This is a genomic window from Enterococcus mundtii (assembly GCF_002947535.1).
Taxonomy (GTDB): Bacteria; Bacillota; Bacilli; order Lactobacillales; family Enterococcaceae; genus Enterococcus_B; species Enterococcus_B mundtii_B.
Genome location: NZ_PUAP01000038.1, coordinates 1 through 25,738, shown reverse-complemented (window position 1 = coordinate 25,738; position 25,738 = coordinate 1). Strand labels below are relative to the sequence as shown.

The 25,738-nt window shown below is 39.8% G+C and carries 20 protein-coding genes and 1 pseudogene; 17 read left to right on the top strand and 4 right to left on the bottom strand.

What is annotated here, in order from left to right; all coding sequences use genetic code 11:
* From CUS89_RS16135 to dnaJ, 8 genes are all read left to right on the top strand, one after another.
* The coding region (locus tag CUS89_RS16135; protein WP_181055369.1) for a hypothetical protein at positions 1-717 on the top strand (717 nt) is incomplete at its 5' end.
* A 154-nt stretch (positions 718-871) separates the two neighbouring features.
* Entirely contained in the window at positions 872-1,093 is a 222-nt protein-coding gene (locus CUS89_RS12510; protein ID WP_104872369.1) for a hypothetical protein, read from the top strand.
* A 108-nt stretch (positions 1,094-1,201) separates the two neighbouring features.
* On the top strand, positions 1,202-2,512 hold the full coding sequence (locus tag CUS89_RS12505; RefSeq protein ID WP_308726895.1) for a tyrosine-type recombinase/integrase: 1,311 nt from the start codon (positions 1,202-1,204) through the stop codon (positions 2,510-2,512).
* Between the two features lie 90 nt (positions 2,513-2,602).
* On the top strand, positions 2,603-3,784 hold the full coding sequence (hemW, locus tag CUS89_RS12500) for a radical SAM family heme chaperone HemW (protein ID WP_104872367.1): 1,182 nt from the start codon (positions 2,603-2,605) through the stop codon (positions 3,782-3,784).
* A 233-nt stretch (positions 3,785-4,017) separates the two neighbouring features.
* Positions 4,018-5,061, top strand: coding sequence for a heat-inducible transcriptional repressor HrcA (gene hrcA, locus CUS89_RS12495; protein ID WP_019724030.1), 1,044 nt, complete (start codon positions 4,018-4,020; stop codon positions 5,059-5,061).
* Between the two features lie 82 nt (positions 5,062-5,143).
* Positions 5,144-5,689, top strand: a complete 546-nt coding sequence (gene grpE, locus CUS89_RS12490) for a nucleotide exchange factor GrpE (RefSeq protein ID WP_104872366.1) — start codon at positions 5,144-5,146, stop codon at positions 5,687-5,689.
* A 55-nt stretch (positions 5,690-5,744) separates the two neighbouring features.
* Complete coding sequence (gene dnaK, locus CUS89_RS12485; protein ID WP_104872365.1) at positions 5,745-7,574, top strand: molecular chaperone DnaK; 1,830 nt, start codon at positions 5,745-5,747, stop codon at positions 7,572-7,574.
* A gap of 354 nt (positions 7,575-7,928) precedes the next feature.
* Complete coding sequence (gene dnaJ / locus CUS89_RS12480) at positions 7,929-9,095, top strand: molecular chaperone DnaJ (protein WP_010735219.1); 1,167 nt, start codon at positions 7,929-7,931, stop codon at positions 9,093-9,095.
* A gap of 28 nt (positions 9,096-9,123) precedes the next feature.
* Here dnaJ and CUS89_RS12475 read toward each other — a convergent pair whose 3' ends face one another.
* A complete protein-coding gene (locus tag CUS89_RS12475) occupies positions 9,124-9,822 on the bottom strand; it encodes an HAD family hydrolase (RefSeq protein ID WP_104872364.1) in 699 nt (232 codons plus the stop codon).
* Positions 9,823-9,832: 10 nt separating this feature from the next.
* Positions 9,833-10,609, bottom strand: coding sequence for a DeoR/GlpR family DNA-binding transcription regulator (locus CUS89_RS12470; RefSeq protein ID WP_023519826.1), 777 nt, complete (start codon positions 10,607-10,609; stop codon positions 9,833-9,835).
* A 226-nt stretch (positions 10,610-10,835) separates the two neighbouring features.
* On the opposite strand from CUS89_RS12470, the gene lacG reads away from it, so the two are divergent.
* The 5 genes and pseudogenes from lacG to CUS89_RS12450 all read left to right on the top strand — a co-directional run bounded on the left by lacG (position 10,836) and on the right by CUS89_RS12450 (position 15,917).
* The gene (gene lacG / locus CUS89_RS12465) at positions 10,836-12,236 is read left to right on the top strand and encodes a 6-phospho-beta-galactosidase (protein WP_104872363.1); all 1,401 of its coding nucleotides are present in this window, start codon (positions 10,836-10,838) and stop codon (positions 12,234-12,236) included.
* A gap of 16 nt (positions 12,237-12,252) precedes the next feature.
* On the top strand, positions 12,253-12,564 hold the full coding sequence (locus CUS89_RS12460; protein ID WP_010735223.1) for a PTS lactose/cellobiose transporter subunit IIA: 312 nt from the start codon (positions 12,253-12,255) through the stop codon (positions 12,562-12,564).
* Positions 12,565-12,582: 18 nt separating this feature from the next.
* Positions 12,583-13,867, top strand: a pseudogene (locus CUS89_RS12455) (PTS transporter subunit EIIC); the annotation flags it as partial.
* Positions 13,867-14,265: a lactose/cellobiose PTS transporter subunit IIB gene (locus tag CUS89_RS16605; protein WP_374955056.1), complete on the top strand. Its 399-nt coding sequence runs from the start codon at positions 13,867-13,869 to the stop codon at positions 14,263-14,265. The pseudogene CUS89_RS12455 and the gene CUS89_RS16605, both read left to right, overlap by 1 nt.
* Before the next feature lie 20 nt (positions 14,266-14,285).
* Positions 14,286-15,917, top strand: a complete 1,632-nt coding sequence (locus CUS89_RS12450; RefSeq protein WP_104872361.1) for a glycoside hydrolase family 53 protein — start codon at positions 14,286-14,288, stop codon at positions 15,915-15,917.
* A 60-nt stretch (positions 15,918-15,977) separates the two neighbouring features.
* Here CUS89_RS12450 and CUS89_RS12445 read toward each other — a convergent pair whose 3' ends face one another.
* On the bottom strand, positions 15,978-16,715 hold the full coding sequence (locus CUS89_RS12445; protein WP_104872360.1) for an amino acid ABC transporter ATP-binding protein: 738 nt from the start codon (positions 16,713-16,715) through the stop codon (positions 15,978-15,980).
* A gap of 1 nt (position 16,716) precedes the next feature.
* Entirely contained in the window at positions 16,717-18,210 is a 1,494-nt protein-coding gene (locus CUS89_RS12440; protein WP_104872359.1) for an amino acid ABC transporter substrate-binding protein/permease, read from the bottom strand.
* Between the two features lie 295 nt (positions 18,211-18,505).
* Between CUS89_RS12440 and uvrB the strand changes: the two genes are divergently transcribed.
* From uvrB to CUS89_RS12420, 4 genes are all read left to right on the top strand, one after another.
* On the top strand, positions 18,506-20,500 hold the full coding sequence (gene uvrB / locus CUS89_RS12435) for an excinuclease ABC subunit UvrB (RefSeq protein WP_019723722.1): 1,995 nt from the start codon (positions 18,506-18,508) through the stop codon (positions 20,498-20,500).
* Positions 20,501-20,509: 9 nt separating this feature from the next.
* Positions 20,510-23,329, top strand: a complete 2,820-nt coding sequence (gene uvrA / locus CUS89_RS12430) for an excinuclease ABC subunit UvrA (protein ID WP_104872358.1) — start codon at positions 20,510-20,512, stop codon at positions 23,327-23,329.
* Between the two features lie 261 nt (positions 23,330-23,590).
* Positions 23,591-24,856 carry a D-aspartate ligase gene (locus CUS89_RS12425; RefSeq protein ID WP_104872357.1) on the top strand — a complete coding sequence of 422 codons (1,266 nt, stop codon included), beginning with the start codon at positions 23,591-23,593 and terminating at the stop codon, positions 24,854-24,856.
* A gap of 3 nt (positions 24,857-24,859) precedes the next feature.
* A complete protein-coding gene (locus tag CUS89_RS12420) occupies positions 24,860-25,564 on the top strand; it encodes an amino acid racemase (RefSeq protein ID WP_104872356.1) in 705 nt (234 codons plus the stop codon).
* Positions 25,565-25,738: the final 174 nt, after the last annotated feature.

The following is a 25,738-nucleotide window of genomic DNA, read 5'->3' as shown; positions in this document are numbered from 1 at the left end:
CAATTATATGGACTTTATCTTAAAACAGCTGATGATAAAAGATTTATGAAAAGAATAGCTCGCTCTCCTTATAATGAGAGTGTTAAAAATATGGATGATTTGATAAGTTTCAATGGATGTTTACTTTTTGCTTCTTCGAAGAAAATTGTCTGTGCACCAGACCAATATTTAATGAAGAGATTTAATGAGGTCGGGGCAGAAGCTATAGGGGAATTAACACAAAACGATTATAATTATTTATGTCTTTCAGGTAATTATCAGCTAATTTTAGAAACATTGTTGCTAAAGTGGTTTAAAACTGTTTATTTATCTACTGGCTTAAATATATCAAAAGAAATAACTATTCAAATAGAAGAAAAAGTAAGACTTAATTCTATTTACACAAATACTGAAAATATAATAGTTTTTTCTAAATATGAGAGTATAACTACGTTATATAGCAAATTAGCAAAATATTTTTTTCCAAAAGAAATAATGGACCTAATTAATGAACAAAATAAAATGTCAAATTCTTACAGTGACTATTTAAAGCAAGATAGATTAAACAATATTTCAACCAAGTTTACCGTCATGTCGTTAATATTAAGTTTATTATTCTCGTATGAACCTATTCTTAACACTTTAAATGCTATTGGGTATGATGGAAATGTTTTATTAATTTACGTAATATTTAATTTAATCATCTCATTAATATTGGTTAAGAACTATAAGAAGTAATTAGACTATTTTATGTTTGTTATTAAGAGAAAATAAAAAATAATGGATATAATTCTATTTGAAGTTTGTTAAAAATATGTATTCAATCATAAATATATATAAAGCATAAGTCTGTTTGGCAATAAGTAGACTAAAATTAAAGAGAGGCTGATAGATGGATAAATTGTCTAAAGACAAAATCTGGCTAAACAAACAAGGCATACTCAACCGCTTCGAAGGCTTAACCAAAAGTACGTTAAACGTCTGGTTGATGGAAATGCGGCAGAGTCCAGAGTTTTATCAGTATGTCATTAATCCAACGCAGCGCTTGGTTTGGATTAATTTAGAAGGGTTTATAAAATTTTTAAAATGGAAGGCACATGAGCGAGGGTTTTGATTCCTTTGCTTATGTGCTTTTTTATTTGGAAAGGAGGATGTTCTGAAGGCTTCAGATTATAAACAGTATTTGCGAAGTGCCTATACAACAATTGATAAGAAAAGTTATTTGCGGACATTTCAGGTCTACTATGATCCGGTCAAAGAGAAAACGAGAAAGAAAAGTGTGAACTGGAAAGCGAAAGGATTCAAGAGTGAGCGACAAGCGTTGCGCTATTTGCATGAAGCGATTGAAAAAGAATATCAGAAGTATACGGTGTTTTCTAATGGTGAGTACTGTGAAACGTTTGGCGAACTGGTTGTACTTTGGTTGAAGGCATGGGAGCCGACGGTTCGTCAAACGACTGCCGATTATCAGAAGCAAATATTGCAGCGGTATCTGATACCTTTTATCGATGGACAGACTCCATTAAAACAAATCACTCCGTTGTTGATTGAAGGGCTATGGGCGAATATTTTATTGATACGGACGAAAAGGGAGAAAGATTATCTGGAACAAGCGACGTTGGAAAAAATTCGTTCTTTGTTAAAGCAGATTTTAGTCTATGGCTACCGACATGATCTGATCCAATTTGAATTAAGGAAAATTGAACTAAAAATTCCTGCGGATCGGAAAAGAAAATCACTACAACGCCGAAAGAAAAAATTTTTAGAGAAACAAGAGATCCAGCTATTATTAGAAGCAATCAACGAAAAGTATGAGCAGAATCATGAAATCAATAAGATGAACAAACTATACTTAGATGTAGTGGAGTTTTTGATCCGCAATGGATTAAGAATTGGAGAATTAGGGGCGTTGACGGTTGATAAGGTAGATTTCACGAATTGTAAGTTGCGGATCGATGAAGGACTAGTTGCTGCTGGTCGAACGGTGAAAGAGTATGTGCGAAATCCGCCTAAAACTCTCTCTTCGGTTAGAGAAGTTGATTTGGACCAGCGATCGATCGCAATCATTCAGAATCGAATCCGAGTAAATCAAGCACGCCAGAAAGAAATGAAGCAACGTCGAAAAGGTGAGTATAAGAAAACTTACTATAATAAAGAAGGCTACTCATCGATCCGAACGATTGCTGCTTCAAAAAAATTTATTGAGTCTGCTACCATTTTCCAAACACAAAACGGCACACCAGTTGTCTATCACTCGTTAAATGAGTTTTTAAACGGTCAAGGCAGGAAACAATCTAGCTCTTCTATCCAAGCTATCATGAAGACCAAAGATCCCTCTTTCCAAAAACACTTAAGTTCCCACACCTTCCGCTACACCCATATCTCTCTACTCGCCGAAGCAGGCATGCCAATCAAGGCAATCATGGAGCGTGTAGGGCATACCAACATGAAAACCACACTGGAAATTTACAACCAAGTCTCCAATACAACTAAAGAAAAACTCATCCAAGAAATCGATTCCTGGATTTTTTAGTGGATTTGTTTGCTAAATACGTTTAGTATGCTTTTATAAGAGTGGTCGAAAAGCGGTACGACTTTTTGGCGTAAGGAGAAAGAAAAAATAATGAAAGAAACAAACAAATCCGCAGAACATAAGGTTTCTGCTTATATCCATATCCCATTTTGTGAACATATCTGTTATTACTGTGACTTCAATAAAGTGTTTCTGGAAGGACAACCAGTGGATGAGTATGTCGAAATGCTACTAAAGGAAATGGCGATCATGATGGAGCGTCGTCCGGTGAATGAATTGGAGACGCTGTATGTTGGTGGTGGAACGCCGACTTCTTTATCAGCTAAGCAGCTCGATCGACTATTGTCTGGAGCAAGAGAGATTTTACCTTTTAATGAAGGAAAAGAGTTTACGGTGGAAGCGAATCCTGGTGATTTGACGAGGGAAAAACTACAGGTAATGAAGAATTATGGGGTCAATCGTTTATCGATGGGGGTCCAGACTTTTGATAATCGCTTATTAAAGAAAATTGGTCGAAAACATACGGCGGAAGATGTCTATGAGACGATGCGATTTTTAGAGGCGGAAAACTTTTCAAATGTAAGCATTGATTTGATCTATGCGTTACCTGGGCAGACGTTAGAAGGCTATCTTGATACGTTGGAGCGGGCATTAGCCTTAGACTTGCCTCATTATTCTCTTTATTCATTGATTTTAGAGAATAAAACGATGTTCATGAATTGGGTTCGACAAGGAAGGTTGCAGTTGCCAGATCAAGAGACGGAGACACGGATGTTTGAAGAGACGATTGCGGCGATGGAAAAACACCAACGTCATCAATATGAGATCAGTAACTTTGGTTTAGCTGGTCATGAATCGCAACACAATTTGATGTATTGGAATAATGATCACTATTTCGGTTTTGGCGCAGGGGCAAGTGGCTATCTGGATCATACGCGGTATCGAAATAAAGGCCCGATCCAACATTATTTGCGTCCGTTACGTGAAGGTGAGTTACCGGTATTAGAGCGTGAAGAGTTATCTCGTAAGAATCAAATTGAGGAAGAAATGTTTCTTGGTTTAAGAAAAAAAGTGGGCATTGAAAAGCAGCACTTTTTGCAGCGTTATGGTCAATCGATTGAGTCGTTGTATCAATCTGTCCTTGATGAGTTAGTAGCAGAAGAGTTGTTAGTGAATGAAGAAGACCGAGTATATTTGACACAAAAAGGAACTTTTTTAGGGAATAATGTCTTCGAACGTTTTTTATTGGATAAGGACTTGGCAAACGACTAAATGATTGTTTAAATTTTTTATAACAACTAAATAAACAATTGATTTGGTCAAGGTTTTTTATGATCAAATGCTTGATATGACGGTATTTTAAGCAAGTTGACAATTGGTTAGCACTCCCGATGTTAGAGTGCTAAAAAAGTGGGTTCTTTTCCTTGACACTTTTTGGTCTTCTTGCTATATTTATAAGTGGGTTAGCACTTAGAAGCTAAGAGTGCTAATGAGAGGTGAGAAAGATGTTAACACAGCGACAAAGTGATATTTTACGTCTGATCATCCAAAACTATACGAGTAGTGGGGTGCCCGTTGGTTCCAAAACGTTAATGGCGGAAGGAGTCGAGGCAAGTCCAGCGACGATCCGTAATGATATGAAAGCTTTAGAGGATGAAGGTCTACTTTTAAAGACACATTCTTCTTCTGGACGTATACCGTCTGCGCTAGGTTATCGTTATTATGTGGATCATCTGTTACGACCTGCTCGTGTAGCAAATGATGATTTGCACCAAATTCGACAGTCTTTAAACAAGGAATTCCATGAAATCAACGAAATCATCAAACAATCAGCTGAGATTTTATCTGAGTTGACTAGTTACACTACTTTTTCGTTAGGACCCGAGATTAAAGATCGCCGTTTGACCGGTTTTCGCATCGTGCCATTGAATAGTCGTCAGGTCATTGCGATCGTTGTGACTGACAATGGAAACGTTGAAAGTCAGGTTTTTACTCTTCCTGAAAACTTAGGTAGTCAGGACTTAGAAAAAATGGTTCGTATTGTCAATGACCGTTTGGTAGGAGATCCGTTAGTGACTGTATACAACAAATTACGCACGGAGATCCCGATGATCTTGCATAAATATTTTCAAACAACTGAAGGGATGTCTAGTCTCTTTGATACGGTTTTGAGTCATGCGTTTGAAGATAAAGTTTACGTGAGTGGCCAAATGAACTTATTGGATTATGAACCGTTGCAAGATGTGGATCAGTTCAAGTCAATGTTTTCATTTATGACAGATTCCTATGAACTGACACAGATGATCGTACCGATGGATAGTAAGATACATATCAAAATCGGTTCGGAATTAGGCAATGATCTATTGCAAAATATGAGTATGATCCAAGCGAGTTACGAGATTGTCGGTCATGGACGTGGAACGATCGCATTGCTCGGACCAACGAGTATGCCGTATTCCAAAATGTTAGGTCTTGTTGATGTCTATCGAAAAGAATTGGCACACAAACTCGCTGATTATTACCGCACGCTTGACCGCTCGGATTTTTGAACAATCACAAAAGTGACTGATCGTTCTTTTTTCGAGTTGAACGATCAAGCAGGTGACTGAATAATGAAAGGAAGACTGCATCATGAAAGAAAACCACGAAGAATTAGATCAGGAATTGAATGATACGCAGCTAGATCCAGAAACGGAAGAAGTAGAAGTTTCAGAAGTGGAAGAAGTAAACGAACTTGCGAATCTCCAAGCTGAATTTGATGAAATGGAAGACAAGTTTTTACGTGCAAGAGCAGAGATCGCTAATATGGCGAATCGTGGCAAAAATGAGCGAGAGCAATTGCAAAAATATCGTTCACAAGATTTAGCAAAAAAATTATTACCTTCGATCGACAACTTGGAACGTGCCTTAGCGACAGAAGTATCTGACGAACAAGGTGCAAGTTTGAAAAAAGGTGTCGAGATGGTTCTTGAAAGTTTGAAACATGCATTGAAGGAAGAGGGGATCGAAAAAATCCCTGCAAAAGGTGAACCTTTTGATCCGACATTGCATCAAGCAGTTCAGACGGTGCCAGCAACAGATGAATTACCTGCTGATACCATCGTTGAAGTGTTACAAGAAGGCTATAAATTACATGACCGCGTATTGAGACCGACAATGGTTATCGTTGCGCAATAAAGTCATGATGGAATAGAAACAAACAACTTAGTAATAAGATAAGGAGACGTTGATTATGAGTAAAATTATCGGAATTGACTTAGGTACAACAAACTCAGCAGTAGCTGTATTAGAAGGAAATGAAGCAAAAATCATCGCAAACCCAGAAGGAAACCGTACAACACCTTCTGTTGTGTCATTTAAAAATGGTGAGATCCAAGTAGGGGAAGTAGCAAAACGTCAAGCAGTGACAAACCCTAATACGATTTCTTCCATCAAACGCCATATTGGTGAAGCTGGTTATAAAGTGGATGTTGAAGGTAAATCATATACACCACAAGAAATCTCTGCAATGATCTTACAATACATCAAAGGTTTTGCAGAAGATTATTTAGGCGAAAAAGTAGAAAAAGCAGTTATCACTGTTCCTGCGTACTTCAACGACGCACAACGCCAAGCAACTAAAGATGCTGGTAAGATTGCAGGTTTAGAAGTAGAGCGTATCGTCAATGAACCAACTGCGGCAGCATTAGCTTATGGTTTAGACAAAACAGATCGCGATGAAAAAATCTTAGTATTTGACCTTGGTGGTGGTACATTCGACGTATCGATCCTTGAATTAGGCGACGGCGTATTCGATGTATTATCTACTGCCGGAGACAACCATTTAGGTGGAGATGACTTTGATAACAAAATCATCGATCATATGGTTGCTGAATTCAAAAAAGAAAACGGCATTGACTTAGATCAAGATAAAATGGCATTACAACGTTTGAAAGACGCTGCTGAAAAAGCGAAAAAAGACCTTTCAGGTGTTTCAAGCACTCAAATCAGCTTACCATTTATCACAGCTGGTGACGCTGGTCCATTGCATTTAGAAATGACATTGACTCGCGCGAAATTTGATGAATTGACAGCTGACTTAGTGGAACGTACGAAAGTTCCTGTACGTCAAGCATTGAAAGATGCTGGTTTGTCACAATCAGAAATCGATGAAGTGATTTTAGTCGGTGGTTCAACTCGTATTCCTGCAGTTGTGGAAGCTGTAAGAAAAGAAACAGGAAAAGAACCGAACAAATCAGTAAACCCAGATGAAGTTGTAGCGATGGGTGCAGCAATCCAAGGTGGCGTGATCACTGGTGATGTGAAAGACGTTGTTTTACTAGACGTAACACCATTATCATTAGGTATTGAAACGATGGGTGGCGTATTTACAAAATTGATCGATCGTAATACAACGATTCCAACAAGTAAATCACAAGTATTCTCAACAGCTGCGGATAACCAACCTGCGGTAGATATCCATGTATTACAAGGGGAACGTCCAATGGCTGCGGACAACAAAACATTAGGTCGCTTCCAATTGACAGATATTCCAGCTGCACCACGTGGTATCCCTCAAATCGAAGTAACATTCGATATTGATAAAAATGGTATCGTAAATGTATCTGCAAAAGATCTAGGTACACAAAAAGAACAAAAAATCACGATCAAATCTTCTTCAGGTCTAACAGACGAAGAAATCGAACGCATGGTGAAAGATGCTGAATCTAATGCAGAAGCAGATAAAGCACGTAAAGAAGAAGTTGATCTACGTAACGATGTCGATGCATTGCTATTCTCAGTTGATAAAACCTTGAAAGAATTAGAAGGCAAAGTTGACGAAGAAGAAGTGAAAAAAGCTGAGGCAGCTCGTGACGAGTTGAAAGCTGCGGTAGAAGCAAACAACATCGAAGAAATGAAAACAAAACGTGATGCGTTGAACGAAATCGTGCAAAACTTGACAGTTAAATTATATGAACAAGCGGCACAACAACAAGCTCAAGAAAATCCTGAAGCTGCCCAAGGCGGAGCGGATGATGTCGTAGATGCTGATTTTGAAGAAGTCGATGACGACAAAAAATAATCAGTTCATTTAGTTTCACTTAAAGAGATCAAGTCCCGCTTAGAATAAGCCGAAGAATTCGAAAATAGCTTCTCATATTTTCGCGATTCTTCGGCTTATTTCCGAGGGAATAATCTTGTATCACTTTATTTTATACAGTTTAGAAGCATGGCTAGTGTAAAGAAAGAAGTCATCAATTATGATTTTTCTTTGGATCAAGAAGAGAAATGTTTTCTTTTCTTTGTGCCATAGAATTCAATGATCGATTTTTTCTTCTTTAGTCGATACTTCGAAATTTCCGGTTTTTGTTTCGATCAAAGTGTGATATGATAACAAACGACGTGGAAATGAAGAGAACCAATAGGAGGAAAGCCTATGGCAACAAAACGTGATTATTATGAAGTCTTGGGGCTGTCAAAGGGAGCTTCAGAAGACGAAATAAAAAAAGCTTATCGAAAGTTATCAAAGAAATACCATCCAGATATCAATAAAGAGCCTGATGCTGATGAAAAATTCAAAGAAGTTTCAGAGGCTTATGAGATTTTAAGTGATCCACAAAAACGTGCGGCTTACGATCAATACGGACACGCCGGAACTGATCCTAATTATGGCGCAGGTGGCGGCGGCTTTGGTGGCTTTGGCGGCTTCTCTGGTGGTGGTGCTGGCTTTGGTGGATTTGAAGATATTTTTGATTCATTTTTCGGCGGTGGTGGAAGATCTGTTGATCCAAATGCCCCTCGTCAAGGATCAGATCTACAATATACAGTCAATTTATCCTTCGAAGAAGCAATCTTTGGGGTAGAAAAAGAAATCAAATACAATCGTGAAGAAATTTGTCACACGTGTAGTGGAAATGGTGCAAAACCAGGAACTCAACCGACGACTTGTCATAAATGTCATGGTTCTGGAACGATCAATGTGGAACGTCAAACACCACTTGGTCGTGTGATGAGCCGCCAAACTTGTGATGTTTGTCGGGGGACTGGGAAAGAAATCAAAGAACCATGTCCAACTTGTCATGGCTCTGGTCATGAGAAGAAAGCACATACGGTCAAAGTGAATGTACCAGCCGGTGTGGAAGAAGGACAACAAATGCGCTTAGCAGGACAAGGTGAAGCAGGCGAGAATGGTGGTCCATTCGGAGATCTATATGTAGTCTTCCGAGTAGAAGAAAGTGATATCTTCGATCGTGATGGCTCAGAGATCTATTATGAGTTACCATTAAGCTTCGTGCAAGCGGCATTAGGCGATGAAGTACAAGTGCCAACTGTTCATGGGGATGTCAAATTGAAAATCCCTGCTGGTACGCAAACGGGAACGAACTTCCGTTTACGTGGCAAAGGAGCACCGCGTTTACGTGGTGGTTCAACAGGGGATCAACATGTACGTGTGAAATTGATTACACCTAAAAACCTCAACGAGGAACAGCGTGAAGCTTTACGTGCGTTTGCAAAAGCAGGCGGCATGCATGTTCAAGAGCAACAAGAAGATGGTTTTTTTGATAAAGTAAAAGATGCGTTTGGCGGAAAAAAACGTAAATAAATACAAAAAAAGATAGACGATCATACGTCTATCTTTTTTTTGATGAAGTTGCAGTTGTTAAGATATTGAGATAGAAATCATCAAAATTCTCTATCACACGATCTTTTCTCAGTTCTTGATTGGAGAATAACTGGCGATTTTTTCCAAATGGATCAATGGCGATGATCGTACCGATATTTGCACGTTTGGCTGCTAAGAGTCCGGAATAAGCATCTTCAATGACCAAGCAGTCTTTTGGTTCAAGAGCCAATTTTTGAGCAGCTTTGATAAAGATATCAGGTTGTGGTTTGCCTGGGAACGTATTATCATCGTAAACGACTTGATCAAATTCAAACCATCGTGCTAAATCGAAAATCTCGAAATAAAATTCAACGTTATCTTTGACTGTCGCTGTAGCGATCGTAATTGGGATGTTTTCCTCTTTCAATATGTCCAAAGTGCCGGTCAATCCTTGCGTGAGAACTAATTCATCCGGTTTTTCTAAACAAAGGTTGCGATAATATGCTTCTTTTTCGTTGGATAATTTCTCAACTTCTTCCTTAGATAAAGTAGGAGAGATAAAGTAGTTCAATATCTCACTATTGGTACGTCCATGGATATTTTTAACAATGTCTTCATCAGAAAGCTCTTTTTTAGAATAATGATGGATCATTTTGACCCAAGCCGCTTCATGTAAATGGGAGTCTTGGAACATCGTCCCGTTAAAATCAAAAATAATTCCTTTCATACGTTCACTCCTAAAGTTCATTTTCTAGCGATTCCGCTAATTTTATTTGGACATATTGCGAATAATGATCTTTCACATGTGATTTGATGTGTGGATCAGTAATCAGTAAATCAAAATCATGTAATTGATAAAAGATATAAAAGTCATCGCGATTGAATTTTTGGTGATCGACTAATAAGTATTTGTTTTTCGAATGGTTCAATGCGATTTGTTGGGCTTCCCCTTCTTCGGTGCTATAGGTTGAGATTGCTTCATTATGGACGCCGTTAGCACTGATAAACGATTTGGTGAACTTCAGTTTTCTGAGGTTATCGTTGGTGATGGGGCCGACAAATGCACCGGTGTTTTTTCGAAAGTCGCCACCGATCAACAAAATTTCGGGAACTTCTGCTTGGGCTAACACTTCAAAAACGGCATAATTATTTGTAATGATCCGCAATTTCCTGTGGATCAAGTGAGATGCTAATAACTCGATCGTCGTTCCTGGACCCAAAAAGACGGTATCGCCTTCATTGATCAACTGTGCGGCTGTTGCCGCAATCTGTTGCTTTTCTTTGATTTGCATGACTGATTTTTCTGTATGTGATAATTCTTGGTCGAGGGTATAGGTCAGGCTTTGGGCTCCGCCATGGATACGCAATAATTTTCCGGATTTTTCTAGCTCATCCAAATCTCGACGAACGGTCATATCAGAGACATTCAATTGTTCGATGATCTCACTGACCGTTAAAATTCCTTTTTTATTAACCATCTCACTAATTGTTAGTAAGCGCTCTCTTTTTAACATCTAATCACTCCCAATTCACAAATAATCTACCATAGATTAGAATAGAGGTCAACAAAAACAAACATACACAAACAAAAATAATCACCTAAAACAAACAAATTTCATTTTTATTTCATATAAATACAATTTATTGATTGAATTTGTTTGTTTTTGTTGACAAATGTTTTGAATGCGATTACAATTCGTGTTGTTATATAAATTAGTAGACAAGAAGGTAGGGGAAGAAATGCTGAAATTACCAGAAGATTTTATTTTTGGCGGAGCAACAGCGGCATACCAAGTAGAAGGTGCAACAAAAGAAGGTGGGAAAGGTGAAGTTGCTTGGGACGAGTTTTTAGAGAAACAAGGAAGATTCAGTCCTGATCCTGCGAGCGATTTCTATCATCAATATGAAAAAGATATTGAATTGTGTGAGAAGTTTGGTGTGAATGGGTTACGTTTATCCATTGCGTGGAGTCGTATTTTTCCTGATGGAACTGGGAAAGTGAATGAAGAGGGTGTGGCATTTTACCATAAGGTCTTTGCGGCTTGTGAGAAACATGGGGTACTTCCTTTTGTGACGCTTCATCATTTTGATACCCCGAAAGTTTTGTTTGATCAGGGTGATTTTTTAAATAGAGACAATGTCGAAGCGTTTGTTGCGTATGCAAAATTTTGCTTTGAAGAATTTAAAGAAGTGCGTTACTGGAGTACCTTCAACGAGATTTATCCGGTAGCGACGAATCAATATTTATTAGGGATTTTCCCACCAGGAATCACGTATGATTTCACAAAGATCATTGCTTGTTTGCATAACATGATGTATGCGCATGCAAGGGTCGTGAATTTGTTCAAGGATGAGGGATACGCAGGTGAAATTGGTGTGGTCCATTCTTTAGAGACGAAATATCCTGCATCGGAGGCTTCGGAAGATCAACATGCAGCGTTCTTAGATGATGCGTTGTCGATCCGTTTTCTCTTAGACGCCACATATTTAGGGTATTACTCAGATGAAACATTGTCGGCTCTTGCGGAGATTTGTGAAGCGAACGGCGCAAGCTATGACTTTCCTGAAGAGGATCTGGTCGAAATGAAGCGTGCCTCACATCGTAATGATTACTTGGGGATCAACCATTATCAATGTCACTTTGTCAAAGCGTATCATGGAGAGAATGCGATCCATCATAATGGAACGGGAGACAAAGGCACTTCTGTTTATAAAGTAAAAGGAATTGGGGAACGGATCTATAAAGAAGGAATCCCTCGAACGGATTGGGACTGGTTGATCTATCCAGAAGGGTTGTATGATCTATTGTTGCGTATCAAGGAAGATTATCCCCACTACAATAAAATCTACATTACTGAAAATGGGATGGGATTCAAAGATCATTTCGATGATGGTGTGATCATGGACCAACCGCGGATCGAGTATTTGAAAGTTTATTTAGAATCACTGAGCAAAGCTATTTCTGCCGGGGTCAACGTGAAAGGCTACTTCCTATGGTCATTAATGGATTTGTTCTCTTGGTCAAATGGTTACAATAAACGATACGGTCTCTTCTATGTTGATTTCGAAACGCAAAAACGTTACCCAAAAGAGTCCGCCTATTGGTACAAATTCGTCAGTGAAACAAAGACAATCATTTAAGTTGGAGGAATGGAAGATGAATAAAGAAGAATTGCAAATGTTAGGTTTTGAGATCGTGGCTTATTCAGGGGATGCACGTAGTACGCTACTCACATTATTAAGAGAAGTCCGTCAAGGGAAATTTGATCGTGTGGAAGAAGCCTTGAAGGATGCAGATGAGAATTTGACATTAGCCCATAATTCGCAAACAAAGATCTTAGCAGAAGAAGCTTCAGGAAAAGACATGGATATGGGCTTTATATTTATCCATGGACAAGATCACTTGATGACTACTTTATTGCTAAGAGATTTGATCCAAGATTTCATTGAGTTATATAAAAACAAATAATCACTAGGAGTGAAAAGCATGAATGGGATCATCAAGCAAATTGAAAAAGGCAAACCGATTTTTGAAAAAATCTCACGTAATATATACTTAGGTGCGGTCAGAGATGGCTTCTTGACGGCTATGCCAGCAATTTTATTTTCAAGTATCTTTATTTTGATTGCGGCAGTTCCTGAGATTTTTGGTTTTCAATGGCCAGAAGGAGTATCGACCTGGCTATGGAAAATCTACAATTATTCGATGGGGGTCGTTGGGATATTAGTTTCTACAACTACTGCACGCTGTTTAGCTGAATCGATGAATCGGAGAATGCCGAAAAATAAAATCATCAATACCACATCGGTGATGCTTGCTTCTTTAGTTAGTTTCTTATTGTTGAGTGTCTCACCGATCGAAGGTGGTTTTTCAACGGAATATATGGGGACGAAAGGATTACTTGCTTCGTTCATCGCTGCATTTATTACTGTGAACATTTATAAGTTTTGTGTACGAAAAGATATTACGATCAAGATGCCAAAAGAGGTACCAGGAACGATTTCTCAAACGTTCCGCGATATTTTTCCATTTTCATTTTCGGTCTTTGCCGCCGTGTTGGTCGACTTAGCTGTACGTAGTCTTTTTGGCATCTCTTTTGCAGAGGCTATCATTACTTTATTACAACCACTATTTACAGCAGCAGATGGCTATTTGGGGATAGCCGTGATCTGGGGTGCTATGGCATTTTTCTGGTTTGTTGGTGTGCATGGTCCATCGATCGTTGAACCAGCGATTGCAGCGATCATTTATGCGAATGTCGAAACCAATTTACAACTGTTCAATTCTGGGGAACAAGCTTCACATGTATTGACTGTTGGTTTAGGAAATTTTGTCGGAACGATGGGTGGAACAGGTGCGACTTTAGTCGTTCCGTTTATCTTTTTGCTGTTTGCAAAATCCAAACAGTTAAAAGCCGTTGGTAAAGCTTCAGTTATTCCAGTCAGCTTTGCTGTGAATGAGCCGTTGTTGTTTGCGGCACCGATGATTTTGAATCCGTATTTCTTTGTTCCGTTTTTATTGACTCCGATTGTAAACGTTTGCTTGTTCAAGTTTTTTGTTGATGTATTTGGAATGAATAGTTTCATGTATGTCTTACCTTGGGCAACGCCAGCGCCGATTGGTTTAGTCTTAGGAACCGGCATGGGGGTTTTGGCTTTTGTATTAGCCGCAGTTTTGATTCTCGTCGACTTTGCCATCTATTTCCCATTCTGTAAAGCGTATGATGCGACGTTAGTCGAGCAAGAAGCGCGACAAGCAGAACAAGTAGCCATGCAAGAAAACGAAACAAAAGTGACCGTGACGATCCCGGCGAATGAAGTATTAGCAACAGAAGCGAGTTCTTTGGCTGATTCAGGTAAAGAAATCAATGTATTAGTTTTATGCGCAGGCGCTGGTACAAGTGCTATGCTTGCAAATGCCTTAAAAGAAGGAGCAAAAGAATTTGATGCACCAATCAGTGCTTTAGCAGGTGCTTATGGTTCTCATTACGAGATGATGGAAGACTTTGATATGATCGTCTTGGCGCCGCAAGTCCAATCTTACTATGAAGATATCAAGGAAGACACAGATCGTTTAGGAATTAAATTGGTTGCCACAAAAGGTGCAGAATACATTGGTTTGACAAGAGATCCTGAGAAAGCTGTTCGGTTTGTTTTAGATCAATTTTAAATCAAAGGAGAGATCGTTAAATGAACAAAGTAAAAGGTTGGCGAGTGTTGGTTGTCGGATTATTTGTTTCATTAGTCAGTGTGGCATTAGGCTCAAAGCAAGTGGAGGCAAAGGAATTGATACGTGGAGCAGATATCTCGATATTAGCGGATATGGAAAAATCTGGTGCAGGGTATTACGAAAATGGTGTGAAAAAAGATGCATTACAGATTCTAAAGAACAATGGCGTCAACTATGTTCGTTTGCGATTATGGCAAGATCCTTATGATGATCAAGGGAATTCATATGGTGCAGGCACGAATGATTTGAAAACAACGATTGCTTTGGCGAAACGTGCGAAAAACCTAGGATTGAAAGTGTTGCTTGATTTTCATTATAGTGATTTCTGGGTGGACCCTGGCAAGCAAAACCTACCGAAAGCATGGGAAAACTATAGCTTTGAGCAACTTGATGCCGCCTTATACGGTTATACGAAAAGTGTATTGACAGAAATGAAAAACAATGGCGTATATCCTGATATGGTCCAGATAGGCAATGAATTGAATAGTGGCATGCTTTGGCCTTATGGGAAATCATGGGGTGAAGGCGGTGGCGAATTTGATCGCTTGGCTACTTTCTTGAAATCTGGGATTCGGGGAGTAAAAGAAACACAGCCAGTCGACACGCCGATCATGCTACATTTAGCTGATGGTGGAGATACGGATGTCTTTACTTGGTGGTTTGATGAGATTACAAAACGTGGGGTAGATTACGATTTGATCGGCCTGTCCTATTATCCTTATTGGCATGGCTCGATGAATGCCTTGCAAACGACGATGAACACGATCAGTGCCAGATATGATAAAGAAGTCAATGTGGTAGAGACTGCGTATGGACACACAACTGCCAACGCGGATAGCATGCCCAATGCTTTTGGACCTGAACAAGAAATTGCAGGAGGATATGCGGCAACACCAGAAGGACAAAGAGAATATTTGAATGATTTGGTGACCCGTATCCAAACCGTGCCAAACGAGAAAGGGAATGGGTTCTTCTACTGGGAACCTCTATGGTATAACGGCAATGTCTCTTGGGCAACAGCTGCTGGAATGAACTATCTAGGCGTACAGTCTCAAACAGGAAATGAGTGGGACAACCAAGCGATGTTTGATTTCAATGGACAAGCGCTTCCTAGCTTAAAGGCGTTTCAAGAAGCGGGAAGACAGCAAAATTTTCTCAAAAATCCAAGTTTTGAAAATGACGGCTTCACGAATACGCCGACAAACTGGTCAGTGTGGCGAGGCAATGGTGCAGCAGTCGATACGTTGAAAACTGAAACTGGTGGGTTTTCTGGAACGTATAAAGCAACCTTTTGGGATGATCAAGCCTATCAAATGTCAATGTATCAAACTGTTAATGGACTAAGCAAGGGGACGTACACATTAACTGCTTATACCATGGCAGGTGGCGATTTGACCGCTAGTCAGTTGTATATCAAAAATCATGGTGGGAAAGAGCTGAAAGCTTCGATCACTAAAAGTAGTGAATGGACGAAGGTGATGATCAAAGATATCCCGGTTACTTCTGGCACGAGTGAGATTGGCATTTATGTCGATGCAAAAGCGCAAGGATGGGTATCGGTGGATCATGTGACCCTCGTTAAAAATCAATAGTAAAAAAGCCCCTAAGGACGCTTGGTTTTCCAGACGTTCTTAGGGGCTTTTTTTAGTCGATCAGATATCTAATACTTTATCCAAGAAATCTTTTGTTCGCTCATTTTGCGGATTTTCAAAGATTTGTTGTGGTGTACCATCTTCAAGGAAGTTGCCGCCATCAATAAACATGACACGGTTAGCGACTTCTTTAGCAAAGCCCATTTCATGTGTCACGATGACCATAGTCATTCCTTGTTTCGCTAATTTTTTCATGACATTCAATACATCGCCGACCATTTCTGGGTCCAAGGCTGAAGTAGGTTCGTCAAAGAGCATGATATCGGGATTCATTGCTAATGCACGAGCAATCGCCACCCGTTGTTTTTGTCCACCAGATAAATTATCTGGATACATGTTTTTTTTATCTTCTAAACCAACGGTTTCTAACAATTTGATTGCTTTTTTCTCTGCTTCTGCACGTGAGATTTTCTTTAGGTCCATTGGTGCTAAAATGATATTTTCCAATACAGAAAGGTGTGGGAAAAGATTGAAGTGTTGGAACACCATTCCGATATGCTGTCTCACTAAGTTGATGTCTGTGTTTTTATCCATCAAATGAGCACCATCAATGATGATATCACCAGATGTCGGATCTTCTAAGCGGTTCAAACAGCGTAAAAAAGTACTTTTACCAGAACCAGAAGGACCGATCACACAAACAACGTCGCCTTCATTGATCGACACGTTGATGTCATTCAAGACAGTGTTATCTCCGTATTTTTTTACAAGATGTTCGACTAAGATTTTTTCTGTCATCTTATTTCACCTTCTTTTCTAAGACTTTCGCTAATTTCGTCAATGCAGTGATCAAGATCAAGTACATTACTGCGATGATCAAGTAGACATACGTACTTTGTGTAGTCCGAGCAACAATGATCCGACCAGTTTGTAACAACTCTACCACACCGATTGCTGAGATGATCGTCGTATCTTTCAATGAGATCACGAATTGGTTGACGAACGATGGAATCATGATTTTGAATGCTTGCGGTAAAATGATTTTTTGCATCGTGCGGTTATAAGAGAGACCTAAGCTCCGTGAAGCTTCCATTTGTCCAGTTGGAACTGCATTGATCCCACCACGTACGATTTCAGCGATATAGGCACTCGCGTTCAAGGTCAGTGTAATGATCCCTGCAATAAAGTCAGGAATCGTAAAGCCGACGATACTTGGTAGACCGAAAAAGATGAAGAAAGCAAGTACCATCATCGGGATTCCGCGAATGATATCTACATAGATGCTTGCAACTGTTCGTAAGGCGCGGATCGGTGCAACACTGAATAGACCGAAGATCACGCCGACGACTAAAGCTAGTGCAAATGAGATCAAGGTTAATAGGATCGTTTGCCATAAGCCTTTCAATAGCGCTTTGTAATTGTTTTGGATCAAGCCTGTCAATGTTGATTCATCCACAGCTGGTGCTGCTGCACTTTCGTCTGTAGAGATGTATTGATTGATGATCTCGTCATATTGGCCTGTTCGTTTTAATTCTTTTAATCCTTCGTTGAACATTTGTAATAATTCAGGATTTTCGCCTTTTTTCACTGCGAAACCATAAGAACCGCCAGTTTCTCGTTCGATCGGCGTTTCTAATTCCTGACCATTTTTGATCGCATAGCCGATCACTGGATAGTCATCCATCATTGCGTCGATTGCTCCGACTCTCAAACTATCATATAACTGATCTGCGGCATCAAAATATTTGATCTCATAGCCGTATTTCTCTTGGTTAGCGACCAAGAAGTCTGCACTTTCGGTACCAACTTTCGCACCGACTGTTTTTCCATCTAAGTCTTCATAAGATTTGATCGAAGTATTGCCTTTTTTTACTGCGATTTGGATACCACTTTGGAAATAAGGGTCTGAAAAATCAAACGTTTTTTTACGTTCATCTGTGATCGTCATCCCCGCGATCATTCCATCTGCTTGTCCAGATTCCAATGCTTGTAACGCAGCAGAGAAACCGCGGAAGTCCATGCGGATATTGAATCCGTGCATTTCTGAGATAGCTTCCATTAAGCTGACATCGATCCCTACATATTCACCATCTGCATTTTGATACTCAAATGGTGCAAAGGCTGAATCACTTGCAATCACGTAAACGTCTTTTTTGGGTTCTATTTTTTGCATCGTCCCGCTAGTAGATGTGGTTGATTGCGTTTCGTCAGCTTGCACAGGTGTATGCAGCGCGAATGTAACAAGTCCTGTCATTATGAAAAGGAATGTCTTTAACATGTTTCTTTTTTTCATAAATAACCTCCTATATGAATTTCGATAATTTCCAATATTTAACTATTATAGGCGAAAAGATATTCCTAACACAAGATTCCAAGAAAAAATAATTGAAAAAAGTAGCGATTTATTACATGCTATGTAATAAAATGTAACATAGGGTATTGGGGGGAGATTTCCAATCAGATTCAAAACTTTCAATTGGCGAAAGTATGTTCGCCGTGATATAATAGATGAACAAGGAATGCCTTTGCTTTCCTTTTCTTTTTTTTGATGAAATGAGAGAAGGAATGAACGAAAAGGAGGACGAACAATGATTGAAAGAGATACCTCCCGTCATTTTGAGTTGGTGTCAAAATACCAACCAGCCGGCGATCAACCAGAAGCGATCAAGCAGTTGGTCGAAGGTGTGAATGAGGGTAAAAAAGCGCAGATTTTATTAGGTGCGACCGGAACAGGAAAAACCTATACGATCTCTAATTTGATTGAAAAAGTGAATAAACCGACTTTGATCATTGCACATAATAAGACACTAGCTGGCCAATTATACGGGGAATTCAAAGAGTTCTTTCCAAACAATGCGGTCGAATATTTTGTTTCTTACTATGATTATTATCAGCCAGAAGCCTATGTCCCTTCTAGTGATACGTACATTGAAAAAGACTCAAGTGTCAACGATGAAATCGATAAATTGCGTCATTCCGCCACAAGTTCATTGTTAGAACGAAATGACGTGATCGTGATTGCTTCGGTTTCTTGTATTTTTGGGTTAGGTTCACCTTTTGAATACCAAAAACAAGTCGTGTCGATCAGACAAGGTGCGGAGATGGATCGCAACCAATTGATCCGAGATCTAGTCAGCATCCAATTTGAACGAAATGATATTGATTTTCAGCGCGGTCGTTTTCGAGTGCGCGGTGATGTCGTGGAGATCTTTCCAGCTTCACGTGATGAACGAGCATTACGCGTTGAATTTTTTGGCGATGAAGTCGAAAGAATCCGTGAAGTGAATGCGTTGACGGGTGAAGTATTAGGAGAAACAGAACACGTCGCCATTTTCCCAGCAACTCACTTTGTGACCGATGACGACCATATGGAACATGCGGTCGCAAATATCAAAGCAGAACTGGAACAACGCTTGACTGTGTTACGTAATGAGAACAAATTACTAGAGGCGCAACGCTTAGAACAACGGACGAACTATGACATCGAGATGATGTTAGAGATGGGCTATACTTCTGGGATCGAAAACTATTCACGTCACATGGATGGTCGTAAAGAAGGCGAACCGCCGTATACGTTATTAGATTTCTTCCCTGAGGATGCGTTGATGGTTATTGATGAATCCCATGTGACGATGCCACAGATCCGTGGAATGTATAACGGTGACCGTGCGAGAAAACAAATGCTAGTCGATTATGGCTTCCGCTTACCATCTGCACTAGATAACCGTCCCTTGCGTCTAGAAGAATTTGAGAAACATGTCAACCAGATCGTCTATGTCTCCGCAACTCCTGGACCTTATGAGTATGAACAAACAGACACAGTGGTCCAACAAATCATTCGACCAACAGGATTATTAGACCCAGTCATCGAGGTACGACCGATCATGGGTCAGATCGATGATCTAGTAGGTGAGATCAATGAGCGAGTTGAAAAAGACCAACGGGTATTCGTGACCACGTTGACGAAAAAGATGTCAGAAGACTTGACCGATTACTTCAAAGAGTTAGGGATCAAAGTGAAGTACTTGCATAGTGACATCAAAACATTAGAACGAACAGAGATCATTCGTGATCTTCGCTTAGGTGAGTTCGACGTATTAGTCGGCATCAACTTACTACGTGAAGGATTAGATGTCCCAGAAGTATCGTTAGTCGCTATTTTAGATGCCGATAAAGAAGGGTTCTTACGAAGTGAACGCTCATTAGTCCAAACCATCGGACGTGCGGCACGTAACTCAGAAGGTAAAGTCATCATGTATGCGGATAGAGTGACTGATTCCATGCGTTTAGCCATGGATGAAACGTCAAGACGTCGTAGTATCCAGCAACAATACAATGAGGAACATGGCATCGTTCCGAAAACGATCATCAAAGAGATCCGAGACTTGATCTCGATTACGAAAGAATCAGAAGATGATGCAAAAGAAACGGTACAAGTTTCTTATGAAGAGATGACAAGAGAAGAAAAAGCAACACTATTGATGAAACTAGAAAAAGAAATGAAAGATGCAGCGAAAGCGTTGGATTTCGAGACCGCAGCCAATGTGCGTGATATGATTCTTGAATTAAAAGCATCTGAGTAGGGGGTAAACATGGCTAACGATAAAATTATTATTCATGGCGCAAGAGCGCACAATTTGAAGAATATCGATGTGACGATCCCACGTGATAAATTCGTGGTCGTCACCGGATTATCCGGTTCAGGGAAAAGTTCGCTTGCTTTTGATACATTGTACGCAGAAGGACAACGTCGATATGTCGAAAGTTTATCTGCGTATGCCCGACAATTTTTAGGGCAAATGGATAAACCGGATGTCGATAGTATTGATGGACTTAGCCCAGCAATCTCGATCGATCAAAAAACAACCAGTAAAAACCCTCGTTCTACCGTAGGGACAGTCACAGAGATCAACGATTATTTACGTTTGTTATTTGCTCGGGTCGGTCATCCGATCTGTCCAAATGACCATATCGAGATCACCAGTCAATCTGTCGAACAAATGGTGGACAAAGTATTAGAACTTCCTGATCGGACGAAGATCCAAATTTTAGCACCGATCATTGTAAAGAAAAAAGGACAACACAAAAAAGTATTTGAACGTGTCCAAAAAGAAGGGTATGTTCGTGTTCGTGTAGACGGAGAAACCTATGACGTTAGTGAAGTACCTGAATTAGAGAAAAATAAAAAACACGATATCGCGATTGTGATTGACCGGATCGTCGTTAAAGAAGGCGTCCGCTCTCGTCTGTTCGATTCTATCGAAGCAGCTCTTCGTTTAGCGGATGGCTATGTACTGATCGATGTGATCGGCGAAGAAGAGATGCTCTTTAGCGAACATTATGCGTGTCCGTACTGTGGGTTTACAGTGGGAGAATTAGAACCGCGCTTGTTTTCTTTCAATGCACCATTTGGCGCATGTCCGGATTGTGATGGTTTGGGTGTCAAGTTAGAAGTCGATATCGATCTAGTGATCCCCGATAAAACAAAAACGTTGAACGAAGGAGCAATCATCCCTTGGAATCCGATCAGTTCACAATATTATCCACAAATGTTGGCTCAAGCTTGTGAAAGTTATGGCATCGATATGGATACGCCATTTGAAAACTTACCTATAGAACATCAAGAAATCGTGTTGAATGGTACGTCAGAGCCCTTCCATTTCCACTACGAAAATGATTTCGGTGGAGTGAGAGATGTTGAAACGTCATTTGAAGGCGTGATGACCAATATCAAACGACGTTACCATGATACGAACAGCGATTTTACGAGAGAACAAATGCGTCTTTACATGACAGAATTGACGTGTAAGACGTGTAACGGTTACCGATTGAATCCACAAGCTTTATCCGTACAGATCAATGGTACGAACATTGGTCAGACGAATGAGTTGTCCATCCAACATGCCGTTGAATTTTTTGAAAATCTAACGTTATCAGAGCAAGAAAAAGTCATCGCTCGTCCGATTCTAAAAGAAGTCAATGACCGTTTGTCATTCTTAGAAAATGTAGGTCTTGATTATTTGACACTTAGTCGTGCTTCGGGAACCTTATCAGGTGGAGAAGCGCAACGGATTCGTTTAGCCACACAAATCGGTTCAAATCTATCGGGAGTTCTTTATATCTTAGATGAGCCTTCCATTGGCTTGCATCAACGGGACAATGATCGTTTGATCGGTTCATTGAAGAAAATGCGTGATCTTGGCAACACATTAGTTGTTGTGGAACATGATGAAGATACGATGCGTGCAGCCGATTACTTGATCGATGTTGGGCCTGGTGCGGGACATCAAGGTGGCGAGATCGTTTCTGCTGGAACGCCAGCTCAAGTTGCGAAGGATAAACATTCACTGACCGGACAATATCTGTCTGGCAAAAAATCGATCCCAGTTCCTGAAACGAGACGAAAAGGTACAGGTAAAGCAATCAAGATCACTGGTGCAACAGAAAATAACTTGAAAAATGTGTCCGTCGAGTTTCCTTTGGGAGAATTCGTGGCGGTCACTGGAGTGTCTGGTTCAGGGAAAAGTACGTTGGTAAACAGTATCTTGAAGAAGGCATTAGCACAAAAAATCAATCGAAACTCAGCTAAGCCTGGGAAATTCAAAACGATAACTGGCTATGAAGGAATAGAAAAAATCATTGATATCGATCAAAGCCCGATCGGTCGGACTCCGAGAAGTAATCCGGCGACTTATACGAGTGTCTTTGATGATATCCGTGATCTGTTTGCTCAAACCAATGAAGCGAAGATGCGTGGCTACAAAAAAGGACGTTTCAGCTTCAACGTAAAAGGTGGACGTTGTGAAGCTTGCCGCGGTGATGGGATCATCAAGATCGAAATGCATTTCTTACCAGATGTGTATGTACCGTGTGAAGTTTGTCATGGGAAACGTTATAACTCAGAAACACTTGAAGTTCATTACAAAGGAAAAAGCATTGCGGATATCTTAGAGATGACCGTCGAAGATGCAGTGGAATTTTTCCAACCGATCCCTAAGATCCATCGCAAACTACAAACGATCGTTGATGTTGGCTTGGGTTACGTCACAATGGGACAACCAGCGACGACATTGTCTGGCGGGGAAGCGCAACGGATGAAACTTGCGAGTGAACTGCACAAAATTTCCAATGGGAAGAATTTTTATATCTTAGATGAGCCGACCACAGGGCTTCACACGGATGATATTGCGCGATTATTGCATGTCTTGCAACGGTTGGTTGACGCTGGAAATACCGTTTTAGTGATTGAACACAACTTGGACGTCATCAAAACAGCCGATCATTTGATCGACCTAGGCCCTGAAGGTGGCGAAGGTGGCGGCACGATCTTAGCGACTGGTACACCAGAGGAATTGGTGAAAGTCAAAGAAAGCTATACAGGTCGTTATTTGAAAAAAATCATGGAAAAATAAGAAACGTTATTGCGATAGTTAAAAAAATATTAAAAGAGAGCGATAAGTATTGTTTTCTTTTCACGAGTATTCTAGAATGCTTTATATGGTAGTTCTTTCTACACTTATTGGTATAGATAAAAACTTCCTATAAGTTCAATCCGTTCAAAAAAGAATTGAGCAATCGGAGGAGATTCCTTTGATTGCTTTTTTCTTTATGGTATGATATTCCTTGTGTGATTGTAAAAGAAAAACAAGAGATTATTAAGTTAGTGAGAGATAATGATGAACAGTAATGAAAAAAATGAATTTATCCCTATTTTATTAGGTAGCGATATGAACGTTTATGGTATGGCCCGTTCATTTCATGAGGCATATGGTACGATTTGTCAGTCATATGCATCGAACCAATTAGCGCCTACCCGCTATAGCAAAATCGTAAACGTTGAAGTGATTCCAGGATTTGATCAAGATCCGGTCTTTATTGAAACGATGAGACGTTTAGCAAAAGAAAAATATACGGATAAAAATAAAAAATATTTACTGATAGCTTGTGGTGATGGATATGCCGAATTGATTTCTCAGCATAAAGAGGAGCTATCTGAAACCTTTATATGTCCATATATTGATTATTCCCTATTTGAAAGATTAGTGAATAAAGTGAGTTTTTATGAGATATGTGAAGAATATCAGTTACCTTATCCCAAAACATTGATCATCCGAAAAGAAATGTTGAATAATGGTCGCTTAGACCAAGAGTTACCTTTCAACTTTCCTGTGGCACTAAAGCCAGCTAATAGTGTGGAGTATTTATCTGTCCAATTTGAAGGACGAAAAAAAGCGTTCATTATTGATAATCGTGAAGAATTTGATTTGATGTTAGGTCGCATCTATGAAGCAGGCTATACGAGCGAAATGATCGCACAAGACTTTATTCCTGGCGATGACAGTAATATGCGTGTTTTGAATGCCTACGTTGATGAACAGCATCAAGTACGGATGATGTGCTTAGGGCACCCGCTACTTGAAGACCCAACGCCAGCTTCTATCGGAAATTATGTGGTGATCATGCCGGATTACAACGAAAAAATCTACCAAACGATCAAAGCGTTTCTAGAAAAAATCGAGTATACTGGCTTTGCAAACTTCGACATGAAGTATGACCCACGAGATGGCGAATATAAATTATTTGAGATCAATCTTCGTCAAGGAAGAAGTAGTTTCTTTGTTACGCTCAATGGCCTGAATTTAGCACGTTTTCTAACAGAAGACCGTGTCTTTGGTGTACCCTTCGTGGAAACGACCTATGGAACCAACCAATCAGATCAAGCAAAACTATGGTTAGGCGTTCCCAAAAAAGTCTTTTTGACTTATGCCAAAGAAAACGAACAAAAACAACGTGCCTTGAAATTGATCAAAGAAAAACGCTATGGAACGACGGTATTTTATGAGAAAGATCATTCACTTAAACGTTGGTTATTGATGACTTATATGTTCCGAAACTATATTCCAAGATTTAAAAAATACTTTCATTCGAAAGAAGGCTAGTTCATGGAGAATTTTTTCAGTATCTTAGGTGGGATGGGTACGATGGCAACGGAAAGCTTTGTCCGCTTGATTAATCATCGTGTCAAAGCCGCCAAAGATCAGGATTACTTGAACTATGTGTTGTTCAATCATGCGACAGTTCCTGATCGAACGGCCTACATTTTGGATCAAACAAAAGAAAATCCTGTTCCTTATTTAGTAGAGGATGTCAAAAAACAAAATTTACTACAACCGAATTTCATTGTTTTGACTTGTAATACCGCTCATTACTTTTTTGACGATTTACAAGCAGAGACGACGATCCCGATCTTGCATATGCCACGAGAAGCGGCAAAAGAGCTTGTCCGTCAAAAAACAACGGGTAAAGTGGCTGTTTTAGCAACTCAAGGAAGTATTCTTGCTGGTGTTTATGAAAAAGAGATCAAAGCATTAGGTTTTGACGTCGTGATTCCTGACCAAGAACTACAAGAAAAAGTGAATTACTTGATTTATCATGAAATCAAAGAAGCGGATCGATTGAACAAAGAACTTTATTTTGAGATTCTAGAAGAAGTAGTTCAACGTTTAGCATGTGAAAAGATCATCTTAGGCTGTACAGAATTATCTTTGATGCAAGAAGTTGCCGCGGACAATCCTTATCCTGTGATCGATGCTCAGTCGATATTGGCTGATCGGACGATCGAGATGGCGCTTGCTGCTCGCAAGTAAGATGCGATTTGATTGCAGTAATAGTTGCGAATTGAGTTTGATCCACAAGGGTCCAGCTTCTATAAATTAGCGCGAAATGAGGTCGGAACAGAAGTGTTTAGCCTCGAGAAATAAGACGCCATCCACGAAATTTGTTCATCAAATTTTTGTGGATGGCGCCTTATTTCCGAAGAG

What these genes read in the sequence shown, in the direction of transcription:
- CUS89_RS12510 (WP_104872369.1), top strand. Translation starts at nt 872, where the DNA reads ATGGATAAATTGTCTAAAGACAAAATCTGGCTAAACAAACAAGGCATA.
- hemW (WP_104872367.1), top strand. Translation starts at nt 2,603, where the DNA reads ATGAAAGAAACAAACAAATCCGCAGAACATAAGGTTTCTGCTTATATC.
- hrcA (WP_019724030.1), top strand. Translation starts at nt 4,018, where the DNA reads ATGTTAACACAGCGACAAAGTGATATTTTACGTCTGATCATCCAAAAC.
- grpE (WP_104872366.1), top strand. Translation starts at nt 5,144, where the DNA reads ATGAAAGAAAACCACGAAGAATTAGATCAGGAATTGAATGATACGCAG.
- dnaK (WP_104872365.1), top strand. Translation starts at nt 5,745, where the DNA reads ATGAGTAAAATTATCGGAATTGACTTAGGTACAACAAACTCAGCAGTA.
- dnaJ (WP_010735219.1), top strand. Translation starts at nt 7,929, where the DNA reads ATGGCAACAAAACGTGATTATTATGAAGTCTTGGGGCTGTCAAAGGGA.
- CUS89_RS12475 (WP_104872364.1), bottom strand. Translation starts at nt 9,822, where the DNA reads ATGAAAGGAATTATTTTTGATTTTAACGGGACGATGTTCCAAGACTCC.
- CUS89_RS12470 (WP_023519826.1), bottom strand. Translation starts at nt 10,609, where the DNA reads ATGTTAAAAAGAGAGCGCTTACTAACAATTAGTGAGATGGTTAATAAA.
- lacG (WP_104872363.1), top strand. Translation starts at nt 10,836, where the DNA reads ATGCTGAAATTACCAGAAGATTTTATTTTTGGCGGAGCAACAGCGGCA.
- CUS89_RS12460 (WP_010735223.1), top strand. Translation starts at nt 12,253, where the DNA reads ATGAATAAAGAAGAATTGCAAATGTTAGGTTTTGAGATCGTGGCTTAT.
- CUS89_RS16605 (WP_374955056.1), top strand. Translation starts at nt 13,867, where the DNA reads ATGCAAGAAAACGAAACAAAAGTGACCGTGACGATCCCGGCGAATGAA.
- CUS89_RS12450 (WP_104872361.1), top strand. Translation starts at nt 14,286, where the DNA reads ATGAACAAAGTAAAAGGTTGGCGAGTGTTGGTTGTCGGATTATTTGTT.
- CUS89_RS12445 (WP_104872360.1), bottom strand. Translation starts at nt 16,715, where the DNA reads ATGACAGAAAAAATCTTAGTCGAACATCTTGTAAAAAAATACGGAGAT.
- CUS89_RS12440 (WP_104872359.1), bottom strand. Translation starts at nt 18,210, where the DNA reads ATGAAAAAAAGAAACATGTTAAAGACATTCCTTTTCATAATGACAGGA.
- uvrB (WP_019723722.1), top strand. Translation starts at nt 18,506, where the DNA reads ATGATTGAAAGAGATACCTCCCGTCATTTTGAGTTGGTGTCAAAATAC.
- uvrA (WP_104872358.1), top strand. Translation starts at nt 20,510, where the DNA reads ATGGCTAACGATAAAATTATTATTCATGGCGCAAGAGCGCACAATTTG.
- CUS89_RS12425 (WP_104872357.1), top strand. Translation starts at nt 23,591, where the DNA reads ATGATGAACAGTAATGAAAAAAATGAATTTATCCCTATTTTATTAGGT.
- CUS89_RS12420 (WP_104872356.1), top strand. Translation starts at nt 24,860, where the DNA reads ATGGAGAATTTTTTCAGTATCTTAGGTGGGATGGGTACGATGGCAACG.